Consider the following 17,130-nt stretch of genomic DNA (forward strand, 5'->3'; position numbering starts at 1 on the left):
CAATAAATTTCTTGAAATGACTAATTTTTGAATTTCAGTTGTTCCTTCTCCTATCGTACATAATTTAGAATCTCTATAAAATTTTTCTACAGGAAAATCTTTTGTATATCCATATCCTCCATGAATCTGAACTGCATCATTCGCTATTTTAACACAAGCTTCTGAAGCATACATCTTTGCCATAGCTCCAGATGTAGTTACTGGTTTATGCTGTTGTTTTAAGAAAGCTGCTTTGTGCAGTAATAGCTCTGAAGCTTCAATCTCAGTTGCCATGTCTGCCAATTTAAAAGAAATACCCTGAAAACTGCTTATTGGCTGACCAAACTGATGTCTTTCTTTTGAATATTTTAATGCTGCTTCATAAGCTCCTTTTGCTATTCCTAAAGACAAAGCTCCTATGGAGATTCTTCCACCATCCAAGATTTTCATAGCCTGAACAAAACCTTGTCCCACTTCACCCAATCTATTTTCATCTGGCACGCGGCAATTATCAAAAACTAACTCTGCAGTTTCGCTTGCTCGCATCCCTAATTTATTTTCTTTTTTTCCTGACGAAAAACCAGCCATTCCTTTTTCAAAAACAAAAGCAGTCATTCCTTTAGAATCTCCTTTTTCGCCAGTACGTACTATAACAACTGCTATGTCGCCAGAAATTGCATGCGTTATGAAATTTTTTGCTCCATTTACGATCCAGTGATCTCCATCTTTTACAGCCGTTGTATTCATTCCTCCTGCATCAGAACCTGTATTATGTTCTGTTAATCCCCATGCTCCTATATATTCTGCCGTAGCTAATTTTGGAAGCCATTTTTTCTTTTGTTCTTCATTTCCGAAGGTTAAAATGTGGTTAGTACATAAGGAATTATGTGCCGCAACTGATAATCCTATTGAAGGATCTACTTTTGAAATTTCTTCAATTACAGTAACATATTCGTGATACCCCAAACCTGAACCACCATATTCTTCGGGTACTAGAACTCCCATAAAGCCCATTTCGCCAAGTTGTTTGAACAATGGGATTGGAAAAATCTGCGATTCATCCCATTCCATTATATAAGGTTTTATATTTTTTTCAGCAAAGTCTTTTATCGACTGCGCTATCATCTGCTGTGTTTCGTTGTAATCAAAATTCATTAGTTACTTTCTTTTAGAACTCCAAATATAAACTAATTATTTTTGCTTTTTCAACAGGAAAATCTTTAATTTTTGCTAAATCCTCAATATTATTAAAATTTCCATTCATGCTTCTGTACGTGACAATCTGTTTTGCCAGTGTATATCTGAAATATGGAAACTGGGATAATTCTTTTAAAGAAGCATTATTTACGTCTATTTTTTTTATAGTTGAGGGAATAACAACTTTAAAATGGCTCTTTAGCTCAGTTATAACTTCTGGCGAAAGCCCCCAAACTTCATGCATTTGGTCCATTGACACAAAACATCCTAGAATTTCTTTCTGCTTTAGTATTCTAGACGATAAGCCTTCTCCAATTCCATAAATTTTTATTAGATCTTCTTGTGTTGCTTTATTGATATCTAATACTTCAAACTTCTCAACTTTTTTTGAAAAGCTCTTCGCAGTATATTCTGTTTTTTCTGTTTTGAAACGTGTTTTATTTTGAACCCAATCTGGAAATTTAAATAAAGGAGAAATCTTATTTAATAATGAATCTGAAACTCCCGTAACCTTTTGAAATTCTTCTGCTGAATTTACATATTTATTTTCTTTACGAAATGCTATCAGGCGATCAATTTGTTCAACTGACATTCCAAGTTTATATCCTTTATAATCCGAAATAAAATTTGGATTAAATAGATAATTTACTGGCTTACTATTTTGTTTAATAGATTTTTGTTCATCAATATCTGATTGATAAGCCATCCATTCTTCTTTATTAGGGCTTTTGGTTTCTGAAGTACTAAAATCTGAAAACAAGTAGAATAATTGCAATGATATTATAATTATAAACAGGATAAAGATTCCTGTTCGTTGATGCTTTGTAAAATGCAAATACTTATTTAAATGTGTTAAATTCATAAACAAAAAAGAGTTTCAAATTTATTTAAAATTAAAAATCAGAAAAATCTTTCAAATTTATTAAGAAAATTAGTAAGAAAATAGTTTTTAAAAAAATTATCAAATCTGCTACAAAAGAGCAATTAATTTAATGAATATCAATACTTAAAGAAGCATCCTTGAGAGTCCTTTAAAAAAAATCAATAATTTATAACTTAAAACATGATATTTGTTTTTATTTTTTACAAAAAACAATACATTTGGAGCTTAATAACAATAAACCAATATAATAGTATGTCAATTTGGAGAGTTAAACCAATATCTGCCTTTGAGGCCGATATAAAAAAAAGTAATTTAAAGAGAGTCCTTGGAAAATGGAGTCTTACTGCGATTGGAGTTGGTGCCATTATCGGTGGAGGAATTTTTGTACTTACCGGTACTGGAGCTTATTATCATGCAGGTCCAGCATTAGCTGTTTCATTTATTATCGCGGGTATTGCCTGTGTTTTTGCAGCTCTTTGCTATTCTGAATTTGCATCAATTTTACCTGTAGAGGGATCTGCTTACGCATATGCTTATGGTACAATTGGTGAAATTTTTGCCTGGATAATTGGCTGGGGGCTTATTCTCGAATATGCAATGGGATCCATGACGGTCGCCGTTTCCTGGTCGGGATATTTTAATAAATTGCTCAAAATGTTTCACATCAAACTTCCTGACTGGCTTACAACAGATCCAGCAAGCTACACTGGAGAAGGTTTCTCTATGAATCTTCCAGCTTTTTTGATCGTTATTCTAGTTATCTCACTACTTATTAAAGGAACAAAAAGTGCTGCTAAAGCAAATAATGCAATTGTTATTCTTAAAGTTTCTGCTGTAATCTTTGTAATTATTGCGGGTCTTTTCTTTATCAATACTGCAAACTGGCACCCATTTATTCCTGAAGCTACTCAAATTGTTGAAAAAGAAACTACTCATAATGCTTACGGAATTGGAGGTATTGTTTCTGGAGCTGCGGCGATTTTCTTTGCTTATGTTGGTTTTGATGCTGTTTCTACGCAGGCTGGAGAAGCTATCAATCCTAAAAAAGATGTTCCGTTTGCGATCATTGCTTCTTTATTAATCTGTACAACTTTATATATTCTTGTTTCTTTAGTTTTAACAGGGATGATGAATTATCAAGATTTTAATCCGCTAGGAAAATATCCAGAAGCTATTAAAGCACCAGTTGCTTATGCTTTTGATATCGCTGGACAAGGCTGGGCTGGTTTTATTATTACTGTTGCTGCTACTATCGGTTTAGTTTCTGTATTGATGGTAATGATTATGGGACAATCTAGAATTTTCCTTGGAATGTCTAAAGATGGTTTAATTCCAGCTGTTTTTTCTAAAGTAAATCCTCTTTCTGGAACACCAAAAACTAATTTAATGATTTTAGGAGGTATTATTGCCACAGTTGCTGCATTTACACCAATTAATAAATTAGCAGATATGACAAGTTTTGGTACTTTATTTGCCTTTACAATGGTTTGTATCGCTGTTTGGATCTTAAGAGTAAAACAACCTGAATTAAACAGAACATTTAAAGTTCCTGCTTTACCTGTAATCGCAGTATTAGGAATTTCAATCAATACTTACCTAATTATTAATTTGAGTTTAGACGCTCAATTATTATCATTAGGATGGCTTGTTATTGGTATTCTAGTTTACTTTGGATACAGTAAGAAAAGATCGAAACTTAACAACGGAATCGAAGAATAAAAATACTATTTCAATAAAAAAGCTCCAAATTTTGATTTGGAGCTTTTTTTTATAAATCAAATACTGATGTTCTTTTTGAGCGAATTAAATCTTTTAATCTAATCCAAAAAGCAAGAGTCAAGTAAACTCCAAACCCTAATCCTGCTGTCACAAAAGATATATAAATAAAAAATAGTCGTACGCTTGTTACGCGCATTCCTAGTTTATCTGCCAATCTTGAAGAAACATGAAAACCATATTTTTCAAAAAAGAATTTAAGTTTTAAAATAGCTGACATTTTTATTTTAGATTTTAGACTTAAGATTTTAGAATCATTTACCTCTAAGAGGAATTACAAAAGTACAAATTATCTCATTATCTTATTTTCTAATTACTTTTAAGTAATTCTAAACCTAGTCCGCATTTTAAACATGCTTTATTATTACAATATTCATTTTTTAGCTCTAATAAGGTCTGGCTTTCAAACGCATTTTTCGACTTTATTCCAAACGAATCAAACTTATCCATTATTGCATTTTTTTCGGAACCTACTTCATTCATAAAATCAATCAAATCTTCCGCTATAGATTCTCCCATTATATTAGAATAAGCAAATTGAATTGGTATTATTGTATTTATAACTATCAAATCTAAAAATGATTTTGATACTATTTTTGCTTTCTTCGGACTTTCTTTATCAAATTGATAGTGGTCTTGCCAATAAGAACTTACTGAAACATTCAATAATTCGTAGACATTCTTCAACGATTTTAATTCAATTATTTTAGAAAACAAATTTTGATGTTTATGATATAAACCTCCCAATTGAGAAAGTCGAATCGTAGGAAAATTATCAGGGCGAAGTTTAAAAAATTGAACTGGTTCAATAAACGTCTTCTCTAATTGATATTTATGGAGTAAATAAAAATACCTAAATTTTAGATCCTTATAATAAACATCTTCTTTTTCTGAATCTAATAATCCTGCAGTTCCAAAAAGCAATGCTTCTAAATTTTCTATTTCAAAACTTTCCTTTCGTATAATTGAAAATGGAATTGCTTTTGATATTTGTAAAAATGAAGTTCCGTTTGTATTTAAACCAAAATTCTTTGCTAAAAGGCAAAATAAAACTGCTTCCCAATCTTGATTTGTTTCTTCTAATAAGTCGTAAATAAACTTTGACTTTCGTTGTAAACGTTCAAAAAATAATCTTTCCTGCCAGCTTTTAAAAACAAAATCATCGATATTTTTTATTTGTTTCTCGCATGAAATCCAAGTTTTTGGAGAAAGCAATTCCCTATAATTTTTTACTACATCTTTTGAAACATAATCTTTTAAAACCAAAACAGGAATCTCGGTATTATTTTCTCTAAAAATTGGAGTATCATTTTCCCAAACTACATGAAGAATTACATTTTTATAAGCTGGATCTTTTTCGTGATTGTGCAGATACCAATCAGAAGATTTTAAATGTATTTCTACATTGCCTGCCCATTTTTGATTTCCAATTTTAATTTGGGCATTAAAAAAGTCAGGTCCAGAAAGTTCTAAATAATCTCCCGTTTTAATAATGGTAATTAACTCACCTTGAGCAGTTTTTAAATCCAAGAGATCAAATTTCTTGAATTTCCAGAGATAATGAAGGAAGTCTTCTTTCATTTTTAGATTTTAAAGTATAATTATAAAATCTAAAAATAATAAATTTTTAATATTATTCTTACAAAATGTATTTTATTTTAGCGAAGCATATATAATTTAGCACATGCCCTTGCATCAGATAAAGCTTCGTGATGATTTAGCTGAATATTCATTTCACGACAGCAATCACTTAATTTTGTTGGCTTTAAGCCTTTAGCTTTATAAATTTTAACTGTACATTCCCACTTTGGCGCAATGTTTAAATCTTCGTAATTCAAACCATGAAGCAGCATTGATTTCATTAAAACATTTCGGTCAAAACTTTCATTGTGCGCCACTACAACTCTATTTCTTAATCTTCTTTCAATTTCAGGATAGACCTGGTAAAAAGATTTTGCAGTGACTGTATCTTTCGGATAAATTCCGTGAACGCGAATTGTAAAAGGATTATACTCGTTATTCGGCGGTTTTATCAATGTCACAAATTCGTCCACAATAATTCCGTTTTGGACTGTAACAATACCCACTGAGCAGGGATGATATCCCGTTGCAGTTTCAAAATCAATAGCTGTAAAATTCATTTTATATTTTTAAAAAGACAAATCCACAAATCTAATTGCCAAAACAATAAGATTTATGGATCAGTTTTATTAGTAACGGCTTATTTTATAGAGCCAATAATGTCATATTTTGTAATAATGTGGTGATGTCCGTTTCCTAAATCAATTAAAACTGCATCGTTTTCTTTTGTAAAAAGTTTAGAAACTTCTTCGATTGGCGTTCCTAATTTTACGATTGGAAAAGGTTTACCCATTACATCTTTAATTGGTTTTTCGGCTACATTTTTATCTGCAACATAACTTCTAAACAAGTCAGTTTCATCAACAGAACCTACAAAACCATTTATATCTACAACTGGAATTTGAGAGATTTTATATTTACGCATACGCTCAATTGCGTGCGAAACCAATTCTTCTGTCCGAACAACAATTAATTCTTTGTCAATATGATCTTTAATCACATCTTCTGCCTTCGTGATATTTTCTTCTAAGAATCCACGCTCGCGCATCCAATCGTCGTTAAACATTTTACCTACATAACGGCTTCCTGAATCGTGAAATAGAACTACTACAACATCATCCGGCTTAAATTGATCTTTTAACTGTAATAGTCCTTTAATACAAGCTCCCGCTGAGTTTCCAACAAAGATTGCTTCTTCTAGCGCAATTTTCCTTGTATAAACCGCTGCATCTTTGTCTGTTACTTTTGTAAAGCCATCGATTAAAGAAAAGTCAACATTTTTAGGTAAAATATCTTCTCCAATTCCCTCTGTTATATAAGAATAGATTTCGTTTTCATCAAAAATACCTGTTTCGTGGTATTTTTTAAAAACAGAACCGTAAGTATCAATTCCCCAAATTTTAATGTTTGGATTTTTCTCTTTTAAGTACTTTCCAACACCTGAAATTGTTCCTCCTGTTCCTACACCTACAACAAAATGCGTAATTTTTCCGTCTGTCTGTTTCCAGATTTCTGGTCCCGTCTGCTCATAATGTGCCAATGAATTTGATAAATTATCATATTGGTTTACATACCAAGAATTTGGTGTTTCTTCTGCCAAACGCTTTGAAACTGAATAATAAGAACGAGGATCTGTAGGCTCAACATCGGTAGGACAAACAACTACTTTTGCTCCAACAGCACGAAGAATATCCATTTTCTCTTTTGACTGTTTATCTGAAATAACACAAATTAATTTATATCCTTTGATAATTGCTACAAGAGCAAGTCCCATTCCTGTATTTCCAGAAGTTCCTTCGATAATAGTCCCTCCAGGTTTTAGTCTGCCGTCAGCCTCTGCATCTTCAATCATTTTTACCGCCATTCTGTCTTTTACAGAATTACCAGGATTAAAGGTTTCGACTTTTGCTAATACTAGCGCATCAATTTCAGCAACAATTTTATTGAGCTTTACCAATGGTGTGTTACCAATTGTTTCTAAAATATTCTTTGAAAAGTCCATTTTTATTTGAGTTTAATATGTGGTTTTAAAATGAAAGTAAGTTTTTCTTATTGGAAGAAATTCCAAACTAAACCAAAACGCAATACAAAATCACGATAAGGATTATTTGGAGTAGCATAATAATTGCTTTGCGAAAAAGCAGCATTAAAATGCTCTGCTTTTAAATAAAATCTTGTCTGGCGTATTCTAGCATTTACGAAAAAATCGAATGTAGCAAAACCGCCAATCTTTTTATCTTGCTGTACAAAAAATTCTGCAATAACAGGATTATAATCATCTCCATAATACTTAGTCTGATAATTAAATACAAGACCTGTTTGCATGTATAAAGCTTTCTTAAAAAAGTAACCTGAATAATAAAATGTATTTCTAGTTACGAAATCTGGAACATTTAAGATTAAATCTGACTGATCTACTTTTTGGTACAAAAGTGTATTATCTAATGCAAAAGGTCCAAATTTAAATTCTTTACTCGCTTTTATTTCTAAATAATTAATAGCGTTTCCATATTGAAATGGTTTTACAATTTGAACATTTCCTGCTTTCTGTTCATCGGTTGCGGCATCTGTAAAATACAAGTGATCTTTTAATACTGTATATTGAACTTGTCCTGTTAACCAAGGCGTCTGAATCTCAGCGCTAAGAGAATTTATTTTTTCGTTTTTAAAATTATTAGACCAATTGTATTCTATCCAGCTGCTTTGGTATAAATTATAATTGTTGTTTGGCAGTTTATTGATGTTACGATATCTAAAATCAAATTTAATTTCATCATTCAGATCATATCTTAACTTCGCATCTAAATCAGAAAGAGATTGATTGGTAATTGATCTAGAATATAGAAATCTACCATTCCATTTGTTTTTCTGATATTCATATTGTCCTCCTACATTATTGATCTGCAAAAACAAATTATCTGGAATTGCTTTTCCTGTGCTGTCAATAATAATTCTAGTATACTTATAATTTGATCTATAATCATCAATAAAAAAATTGAACTTTCCTAGAAGGGAATTTTCATAAGCAAGACCTGCTTTATTATAAAGCCGCTCATATTTGGTCTGATCATTTATACTACTTGCCACATACGAATCTCCAAAACGCTGCACTTGAGTACTATTATTATTGCTATCTGTAACTGTAGAAATTACTGTAGGCTGTTTATATTCATACCCTTTATTCTCATAATTAAATTGATGTGTTACATACAAATTATTATTACCGTTTGTTGGATTTACTCTGAAAGCATGATCAAAAAATAATCTTCTTCCTTTCAATAAAGATTCTGCATCGGTTAAATAAACCTGCAATCTTTGGCGGTTTTTATAATCTTTATTATCACTCTCAAAGTTTTCATCATTTGTAATTCCACCATTTTCTTCATTTAATACATCTTGAAAAGTATAGTGCGCATTTATCGCATAACGTCTGCTGGTAGTTGCATAACTAGTTGTAAATCTAAAATTTCCAGCACTAACCAATTGATTAATATAATCTCCTTCAGATCTCAATCCTCGATAAGCAATGGAAAAATTAAGATTTTTAGAAACGTTTAATGTGATAAAAGAATCTACATTTTGTCCTTTATTAATTGTTGTATTAAAAAACAATTCTGTAAAAGGTGTTGCCGCAGAATAATATCGAATCTGATCTGCTTGGATATAATTAAAATGTTTACCGCTAAAACCTATTTCTGGATACGGAGAAAAATTTGTTAAACTATATTGTAAAGTGTTTAAAGGCTGTCCGATGTTTGAAAATTCCTGATATCCGAAAAGATCTTTTCTAAGGTGATTTTGTCTGTAAGCACTTTTAATTGTCAGCGATGTATCTGCATAAATAGTATCGTGCTCCAGTGTAATAATTTTATATTGGTCTATTGTGGCGATTTTAGCTTTTTTCTTTTTTACGGTATCTGTAATACTTGAATATTCCGTATTCATATCTAAATTATTTTTAGAAGCTGGCTTTTTTACTTGAGAAAACAATAACGTAGGTACAACTAATAGATATAGAAAAATGAATATTCTCATTTGATGGCTTTGTATAAATTTAATTCGACAAAATTTGCTAAGCAAAGGTAAATTATAAAAACAAATAAATAAAAAAACACTTCATTTTATACAATTGCCTTGACTGACAGTATTAAAACGAATATTTTTGTTGAAAATTTCATCTTAATCGTTATTTAAAAATTAAAAAAATGCTCGAAAATAATTTCTCAGGATTTGTTTTAGAAACTGGAACTGACGAAGCTGGGAGAGGATGTCTCGCGGGTCCCGTTACTGCTGCAGCTATAATTCTTCCTGCAGATTTTGAGAATTCAATTTTAAATGACAGCAAGCAATTATCAGAAAAAACAAGAGCTCTTTTAAGACCAATTATAGAAAAGGAAGCATTATGCTTTTCAGTAACACATTTACATGCGGATGAAATAGATGAAATCAACATCTTAAACGCTTCGATGAAAGGAATGCAGGAATGCATCTTGAAATTGAAACATGTTCCTGAATTTATTATTGTTGATGGAAACCGATCTTTAAATGCCAAACTTGGACTTAAAAATGCTTTTGGAAGACAGTTTTCTGAAGATGAAATAACACTTTTAAAATCAATCCCAAATCAAAGTATTATAAAAGGAGATGCGAAATATTTAAGCATTGCCGCTGCTTCAGTTTTAGCTAAAACCTATCGTGACGAATTTATGGATAAGATTCACGAAGAATTCCCAATGTACAACTGGAAACAAAATAAAGGATATCCAACAAAAGAGCATCGCGAAGCCATTAAAGAATTTGGAACAACAAAATACCACCGAATGAGTTTTAGACTTCTTCCTGAACAATTAGAATTGAATTTTTTAGAATAAAAAAAGACTTAATTGGATAAGTCTTTTTTTTTATTGCACTAAAATTAATTAGACAATGTCTTTTCTAAAAACAACATTTTGAGCTGATTCTCCCATTCTAATACATTTTCAACAGAAGGTCTATCTGCTTTATCAAAATAAAAATGGTGTTTAATTTCTAAACCACTATAATTAAAAATTCCAGTGTCTGAAGTTAATGTCAAGGCTTTATCCATTCCCATTGCTTTATATTCAGCATTCGATTTTCCATGAGAGTTAATAATAATGGTTTGTTTTCCGGTCAATAGTCCTTTTTGAATTCCTTGATCATATCGATATGCAAATCCATAACTAAAAACTCTGTCAATATATCCTTTCATAATAGCTGGCATTCCAGTCCACCAAATTGGATAAATAAAAATAATCTGATCTGCCCACGAAATAAAATCTTGTTCTATTTTAACATCATCAGCAACCTGTCCAATCCTTTGTCCCTGCATGTCTTGCAAAGAAAGAACTGGATTGAAATTGATTTCATTTAAATCACGAACAACTATTTGTTGTCCAGATTTTTCTAAAGATTCTATAATGGTATTTTTGAAAAAATGGTTTAAACTTCCTGAATTTGGATGTGCATAAATAATTAAATTTTTCATGTTTCTATTTTTAAAGATTAACATGACAAATGTAAAACGCACATTTGGGTGACAATTGTAAGAAAACGAAATTAGCTTTAATCCATTTTTGAACTGCAAATGTCTGATTGAAATTTCAAATATTTGGTAGGCGAAATATTCATGTAGTATTTAAAATCATGAATAAGCTGGCTTTGATCGTAATATCCACATTTATCTACAATAGTTAACCAATCTGTTTTGCATTCTTTTAGTATATTTTTCTCTATTTGATTAACGGCTTTTAAAAACCTTTCGTAACGATTTGCTTCTTTAATTGTGTAACCAAAAATTTTCTTTTGGTTAAGTTGAATATTTCTTTCTGTTTGGTTGATCTGCGAAGCTATTGCCTTTATAGGATTTATATTCTCGTTTTGAAAATCGTTTAAAAGTGTTGTTATTGCTGTTTGCTCTCTTAAATATGGCTTGCAGAAATCTAAAATATAATCAACACGATCTTTTGTATCTGGAAGTTTAATGAGCTCATCCCATAAAAGTGTGAAACAATTTTCATTAATTAAATCATCTGGATGAATGGGCAGAGAATCAAAAAGAGCATTTCCAAAGAACCGATAAAAAGCATCTTCTTTAAAATTCGCAACTAGAATCTCTGAATTAGGTTCTAAAGTATAATCAAAAGCTTGTTTTATCGGACCAAGAAGAACACATTTTTCTACTTCCAAAAAATGATTCTGCTGAGATTTCAAGTATGATTTTGTGCCGAAGTTAAAAACCAAAATAGTCTGAAAACTAGGTAATAAAGTTTTTGTAATAGGAAATGTCGTTTTGTTTTCGGCAAAATAAAAATGAGAGAAAACAGTTTCAAATGCCGAAGGAACTGCAATTCTATAATTGTTATTTTCTTCAGCATTTTTCATACTATAATTATTAGAAATTTATTCAACAAATTCAGCCTCAAACAAATGAGCTAAATGCTTAATAATTCTCGATTTTACTTCTTCTTCATCTACTCTTTCCACACCAAGTTCAACTTGTAAAGAAGTAACGCCTTTTCCGCGAATTCCACATGGAATAATATTATCAAAATAACCCAAATCTACATTGACGTTTAAGGCAAATCCATGCATGGTTACCCATCGGGAAGCTCGTACGCCCATTGCGCAGATTTTGCGGGCAAACGGGGTTCCAGCTCCAAGCCAGACACCGGTTTCTCCTTCACTTCTACCCGATTCTAAGCCATATTCTGCTAAAGTCAAAATAATTGATTCTTCGAGTAAACGTAAATATTTATGAATATCTGTAAAGAAATTTTCTAAATCCAGAATCGGATAACCCACAATTTGTCCTGGTCCGTGATACGTAATATCGCCACCGCGGTTAATTTTATAAAAAGTTGCTCCTTTTGCTTCGAGCTGTTTTTCGTTTAATAGTAAGTTTTCTAAAGCACCACTTTTTCCTAAAGTATAAACATGCGGATGCTCTACAAACAATAAATAATTTGGTGTTGGCAGATCAAGTTCTTCTCGTCTGTTTTTGATCTTTAAATCGACTATATCTTTAAAAATTTCTTCTTGATATTCCCAAGTCGATTTATAATCTTTGTTTCCCAGATCCTGAAGTTGGATTTTTTTATTCATTTTAATTATTTTTCAAACTCAACATCAAAGTTAAGTTTGTCTGGATTCTCCATATAATCCGTGAAAGAGTATTGAATTGTAATTGATTTTCGATCGTCGCTAAATAATGCATTCGGATTAGAGACTTTCTTAATCTTTTTTGGAAAGTGATATTTTACAATATAGTTAGAAGATGCAAACATCATTTTAGACATATCTGGAGCAGAGTCCTTCGCTTTTGCTGCCAGTTTTTGCTGGTCTATTACTGCTTTTCTTGTAAATTTCTTTCCGTCGTATGTATAGCTTAATTTACTATTATTATCTCCAAAACCATTTCCAAGTGGATTTGTATTTGCTCCTCCTTCCAACTTTTGAAATGTGCTTAGTGTTTGCAAAATGTCTTGCAGCTCGTTTACATTTTTAAAGTCAGTAGCCATTGTCATTAGAAATTGTTTTTTCTCCGAGCTCATTTTTGTGGTAACTACAAAGTTTTCGAGTTTTTTGAGTTCTTTTTGAGTTTCTGGAGACAACTTAGCAATACTGTCTTTTTTCTCTTCGAATAATTGTTTGAAGGTAAAAGTGGAGTCAATATCTTTTTTAGCATCGCTGCCCATTTGACCTGCTAATTGATCTCCCGCCATTTCCATCAAAGCAGAACCATCCATGTCAACTGCAAATTTTCCAGTTCCGTTATCATTGATGTAAATATTTTCAGTAAAAGTACAGCTTGTTAATGTTGCTATTAAAAAAGAAAAACTAAGTAGTTTGTATAATTTCATCGTAGTACAATTTTTTATCAAATATACGAAGACTATTTTATTTTTTAAGATTCTGAGATATTCAGATATTAAGGTACCAAGATAATAGCTTTTAAATTCAGTAAAATACTTCTCAAAGCATATTTTGGAAATAAAAACATCTAACATATTTCCGATAGAAGCAGTATCGTTTTCTGCTTTTTCTGCAAAAAAGATACAATTGCCCCCAAGCTTCGAAAGCAAGACAAAAGGTGATTGAAACCCAATAAATTGCTGCTGCAAAAAATCTAAAATCTGCATTCTAAAATCTACATTCTTTTCTTTATCTTTGCACACTTAAAAAAAGAGCACAAAATGGCATTATCAGAACAAGAAATCATCAGAAGAGAAAAACTTCAAAACTTACGCAGTCTGGGAATCAATCCTTATCCAGCTAATCTTTTTCCTGTAAATCATACTTCTAAGCAAATTAAGGAGTCTTTTGAAGAAGGTAAGAAGGTTATTGTTGCGGGTCGTTTGATGAGCGTGAGAGATCAAGGAAAAGCTTGTTTTGCTGAATTGCAGGATAGCGAAGGACGTATTCAATTGTACGTGAATCGAGATGTTTTGTGTGAAGGTGACGATAAAACTTTATATAACCAAGTATTTAAAAAATTAACCGATTTAGGTGACTTTATTGGTATTGAGGGTGAATTGTTCACTACAAAAGTGGGTGCACAATGCGTTCGCGTTGACGGTTTTACTTTCTTGAGCAAAACGTTACGTCCGCTTCCTTTACCAAAAGTTGATGAAGAAGGAAACGTTCACGATGCATTTAATGATGCTGAATTGCGTTACAGAATGCGTTATGTAGATTTAACAGTAAATCCACATGTTAAAGAAACTTTCATTAAACGTACAAAGTTATTCAGTGCGATGCGTGGTTATTTTAACGATGCTGGATATCTTGAGGTTGACACGCCGGTGTTACAGTCAATTCCTGGTGGTGCTGCGGCAAGACCATTTATCACGCACCATAATTCGCTTGATATTCCGCTTTATATGCGTATTGCAAACGAATTGTACTTAAAAAGATTAATTGTTGGTGGATTTGAAGGTGTTTATGAGTTCTCTAGAAACTTCCGTAACGAGGGAATGGACAGAACGCATAATCCTGAATTTACTGCAATGGAAATATATGTAGCCTACAAAGACTACAACTGGATGATGGAATTTGCTGAAGGTTTATTGGAACATTGCGCAATTGCTGTAAATGGCACAAGCGAAGTGACTTTTGGTGAACATACAATCAACTTTAAAGCTCCTTATGCACGTGTTACAATGACAGATTCTATCAAACATTTTACTGGTTTTGATATCTCTGGAAAAACAGAGCAAGAATTGTTTGAAGCTGCAAGAGGAATGGGAATCGAGGTTGACGAAACAATGGGTAAAGGAAAATTAATTGATGAAATTTTTGGAGCGAAATGTGAAGGAAATTATATTCAGCCAACTTTCATTACAGATTATCCAAAAGAAATGTCTCCGCTTTGTAAAGAGCATAGAGATAATCCAGATCTTACAGAGCGTTTTGAATTAATGGTTTGCGGTAAAGAAATTGCAAATGCATATTCTGAATTAAATGACCCAATTGACCAGCGTGAGCGTTTTGAAGATCAAATGCGTTTGGCAGCAAAAGGTGATGATGAAGCTAACGGAATTATCGACGAGGATTTCTTAAGAGCGCTTGAATACGGTATGCCACCAACTTCTGGAATGGGAATTGGAATGGATCGTTTGATTATGTATTTGACAAATAATGCTTCGATTCAAGAGGTTTTATTGTTCCCACAAATGCGTCCGGAGAAAAAACAAGCTCAGGTTGAATTATCGGATGAAGAAAAATTTATCGTAGATTTATTGAAAGGAAACGAAAGTAAAATGGATCTTCAACAATTAAAAATCACTGCGAATTTAAGTGGTAAAAAATGGGATGCTTCTATGAAAAATTTATCTAAACATGGTTTGACTAAAGTTGTCGTTGACGGCGAGTTTAAAACTGTGGAATTGGTGGGATAAATTTTTTAAAATTCCAATTTTAGAAAATTTCAAATTCCAATTTGGGATTATAATATTCAAACCCGACAGGCTTTAAAAACCTGTCGGGTTTTGTATTTAAAAGATCTGATTAAAAAGAATACTTCTCTAAATTCTTTCCTTGAATATCTAAAACTGTTGTACTTTCTTTTGGAATATCCCCTTTTAGCTTTTCTTGAACAGAAGGATTTGACGGATATTTTCCGTTTTTCATTTTTACAAGATGAGAAATTCCGCCGCTTTTCACGATCAGATCATAAAATTTATCGGTTGAGGAAGTCGCTACATAAATTGGAAAATCGGTCACTGTGAAACGATTAATTATGCTTCCGTCATTATTTAAAATATACCCCGAACATCCTCCGCTTCCGCAGAAATATGAATTGGAGAAACCAACAAAATATTCATTTTTTTGATCGTTATTTAAATCAAAAGCTTCATAATAAAAGTAACGGTCGTCTTTTGTCATTGAAGGAAGATCTGCTTTTAACAACACATTCAATTGTTTTCGAATCAAGTCAACTGTTTTATCTTCTTTTGCTGGAGCGTCACTTACGTCGGCAGTTCCCGCAGCAGTTTTTGACAAAGTGTCTTCAGCAATTGTTTTGATTATACTTTTGTCGTCGGTTTTATCTTTATTTTGACATGAAATCATTCCCAGAATCATAACTGCTGCTAAAATTGTATTTCTCATAATTTCTTTATTTTAAATTCTCAACATTACGTTTGTTAAACCAACAAAGCGGCTTTGTTTTCAATATCATTTTGACTTACCAGTGATTTTATATTATTGAACGTTACCAAAGCAATCTGCGTTAAAGCTTCATTGGTAAAAAATGCTTGATGCGCTGTTACCAAAACATTCGGAAAACTCATTAAACGCTGAATAGCATCATCTTGAATAATATCTGCTGAAAGATCTCTAAAGAACAGTTTTTCTTCCTGTTCGTAAACATCTATTCCTAAATAACCTATTTTACCTTCTTTTAAGCCTTCAATAACGCAGGCCGTTTCTATTAATCCGCCACGGCTTGTATTGATAATCATAACGCTGTCTTTCATCAAAGCAATTGAGTCTTTATTAATGACATGCTTCGTTTGATCGTTTAGCGGACAATGAAGCGAAATGATATCACTCGATTTAAAAATCTCTTCTAAACTAACAAAAGAAACGCCGTCTTTTATCATTTCTTCATTGGTAACAATATCATACGCCAAGACTTTACAGCCAAAACCTAAAGCAATTTTTGCGAAAGCTTTACCAATATTTCCTGTTCCGATAATTCCAATTGTTTTGCCAAATAAATCAAAACCTAATAATCCATTTAAGGAAAAATTCTGTTCGCGAACTCTGTTGTAAGCTTTGTGTGTTTTTCGGTTTAAGGTTAAAATCATTGCCATTGCATGTTCTGCAACTGCCTGCGGAGAATAAGCTGGAACTCGGCAGACTTTTATATTGTATTTTTTAGCAGCTTCTAAATCAACATTATTAAATCCGGCGCATCGTAAGGCTATAATTTTTACATTCTTTTCTGCTAATTGTTTAATAACCGCTTCGTTCACAATATCATTTACAAAAACGCAGACAATCGAAGCGTTTTCGATTAAAATTACGGTTTGCGGATTTAACTGCGTTTCAAAGAAATCCAGTTCAAAACCAAAATCAGTATTATATTTATTAAAGAATGCTTTATCGTAAGGCTGTGTTGAGAAAAAAGCAATTTTGTTGTTCTTTACATTATCTTCTAAACTCATAATACATCTTTTTTGGTTCTTAAT

The 17,130-nt window shown here is 31.9% G+C and carries 16 protein-coding genes; 3 read left to right on the forward strand and 13 right to left on the reverse strand.

Annotation, left to right across the window (positions count from 1 at the left end; all coding sequences use genetic code 11):
* Positions 1-1,134, reverse strand: a 1,134-nt coding sequence (locus tag ASE40_RS11190; RefSeq protein WP_057117655.1) for an acyl-CoA dehydrogenase family protein, incomplete at its 3' end; no start/stop codon positions are given.
* 13 nt (positions 1,135-1,147) lie between these two features.
* Positions 1,148-2,038 carry a helix-hairpin-helix domain-containing protein gene (locus ASE40_RS11195; protein WP_057117061.1) on the reverse strand — a complete coding sequence of 297 codons (891 nt, stop codon included), beginning with the start codon at positions 2,036-2,038 and terminating at the stop codon, positions 1,148-1,150.
* Between the two features lie 273 nt (positions 2,039-2,311).
* Between ASE40_RS11195 and ASE40_RS11200 the strand changes: the two genes are divergently transcribed.
* Positions 2,312-3,778, forward strand: coding sequence for an APC family permease (locus ASE40_RS11200; RefSeq protein ID WP_057117062.1), 1,467 nt, complete (start codon positions 2,312-2,314; stop codon positions 3,776-3,778).
* Positions 3,779-3,827: 49 nt separating this feature from the next.
* Here the strand turns inward: ASE40_RS11200 and ASE40_RS11205 are convergent, their stop codons facing one another.
* The 5 genes from ASE40_RS11205 to ASE40_RS11225 form a co-directional block, all read right to left on the reverse strand.
* Positions 3,828-4,055 (reverse strand): PspC family transcriptional regulator, encoded by a 228-nt coding sequence (locus ASE40_RS11205; RefSeq protein WP_008466940.1) that lies wholly within the window; start codon positions 4,053-4,055, stop codon positions 3,828-3,830.
* Positions 4,056-4,144: 89 nt separating this feature from the next.
* Entirely contained in the window at positions 4,145-5,416 is a 1,272-nt protein-coding gene (locus ASE40_RS11210) for a DUF2851 family protein (RefSeq protein WP_057117063.1), read from the reverse strand.
* Positions 5,417-5,493: 77 nt separating this feature from the next.
* Positions 5,494-5,976 (reverse strand): 3'-5' exonuclease, encoded by a 483-nt coding sequence (locus ASE40_RS11215; RefSeq protein ID WP_057117064.1) that lies wholly within the window; start codon positions 5,974-5,976, stop codon positions 5,494-5,496.
* An 80-nt stretch (positions 5,977-6,056) separates the two neighbouring features.
* On the reverse strand, positions 6,057-7,418 hold the full coding sequence (locus tag ASE40_RS11220) for a pyridoxal-phosphate dependent enzyme (RefSeq protein ID WP_057117065.1): 1,362 nt from the start codon (positions 7,416-7,418) through the stop codon (positions 6,057-6,059).
* A gap of 47 nt (positions 7,419-7,465) precedes the next feature.
* Entirely contained in the window at positions 7,466-9,451 is a 1,986-nt protein-coding gene (locus ASE40_RS11225) for a putative porin (RefSeq protein WP_057117066.1), read from the reverse strand.
* A 170-nt stretch (positions 9,452-9,621) separates the two neighbouring features.
* On the opposite strand from ASE40_RS11225, the gene ASE40_RS11230 reads away from it, so the two are divergent.
* Positions 9,622-10,287: a ribonuclease HII gene (locus ASE40_RS11230; RefSeq protein WP_057117067.1), complete on the forward strand. Its 666-nt coding sequence runs from the start codon at positions 9,622-9,624 to the stop codon at positions 10,285-10,287.
* Positions 10,288-10,331: 44 nt separating this feature from the next.
* Here the strand turns inward: ASE40_RS11230 and ASE40_RS11235 are convergent, their stop codons facing one another.
* The 4 genes from ASE40_RS11235 to ASE40_RS11250 all read right to left on the reverse strand — a co-directional run bounded on the left by ASE40_RS11235 (position 10,332) and on the right by ASE40_RS11250 (position 13,296).
* Complete coding sequence (locus ASE40_RS11235) at positions 10,332-10,922, reverse strand: NAD(P)H-dependent oxidoreductase (RefSeq protein ID WP_057117068.1); 591 nt, start codon at positions 10,920-10,922, stop codon at positions 10,332-10,334.
* A gap of 77 nt (positions 10,923-10,999) precedes the next feature.
* Positions 11,000-11,818 (reverse strand): AraC family transcriptional regulator, encoded by an 819-nt coding sequence (locus tag ASE40_RS11240; RefSeq protein WP_057117069.1) that lies wholly within the window; start codon positions 11,816-11,818, stop codon positions 11,000-11,002.
* An 18-nt stretch (positions 11,819-11,836) separates the two neighbouring features.
* Entirely contained in the window at positions 11,837-12,538 is a 702-nt protein-coding gene (gene lipB / locus ASE40_RS11245; RefSeq protein WP_057117070.1) for a lipoyl(octanoyl) transferase LipB, read from the reverse strand.
* A gap of 5 nt (positions 12,539-12,543) precedes the next feature.
* A complete protein-coding gene (locus ASE40_RS11250) occupies positions 12,544-13,296 on the reverse strand; it encodes a hypothetical protein (protein WP_057117656.1) in 753 nt (250 codons plus the stop codon).
* A gap of 333 nt (positions 13,297-13,629) precedes the next feature.
* Between ASE40_RS11250 and lysS the strand changes: the two genes are divergently transcribed.
* On the forward strand, positions 13,630-15,333 hold the full coding sequence (lysS, locus tag ASE40_RS11255) for a lysine--tRNA ligase (protein WP_057117071.1): 1,704 nt from the start codon (positions 13,630-13,632) through the stop codon (positions 15,331-15,333).
* 109 nt (positions 15,334-15,442) lie between these two features.
* Here the strand turns inward: lysS and ASE40_RS11260 are convergent, their stop codons facing one another.
* Both ASE40_RS11260 and ASE40_RS11265 read right to left on the reverse strand, forming a co-directional pair.
* Positions 15,443-16,045, reverse strand: a complete 603-nt coding sequence (locus ASE40_RS11260; protein ID WP_057117072.1) for a hypothetical protein — start codon at positions 16,043-16,045, stop codon at positions 15,443-15,445.
* Between the two features lie 35 nt (positions 16,046-16,080).
* Entirely contained in the window at positions 16,081-17,106 is a 1,026-nt protein-coding gene (locus ASE40_RS11265; protein ID WP_057117073.1) for a 2-hydroxyacid dehydrogenase, read from the reverse strand.
* Positions 17,107-17,130: the final 24 nt, after the last annotated feature.

This window comes from Flavobacterium sp. Root935, from assembly GCF_001429295.1.
In the GTDB taxonomy this organism is placed as follows: domain Bacteria; phylum Bacteroidota; class Bacteroidia; order Flavobacteriales; family Flavobacteriaceae; genus Flavobacterium.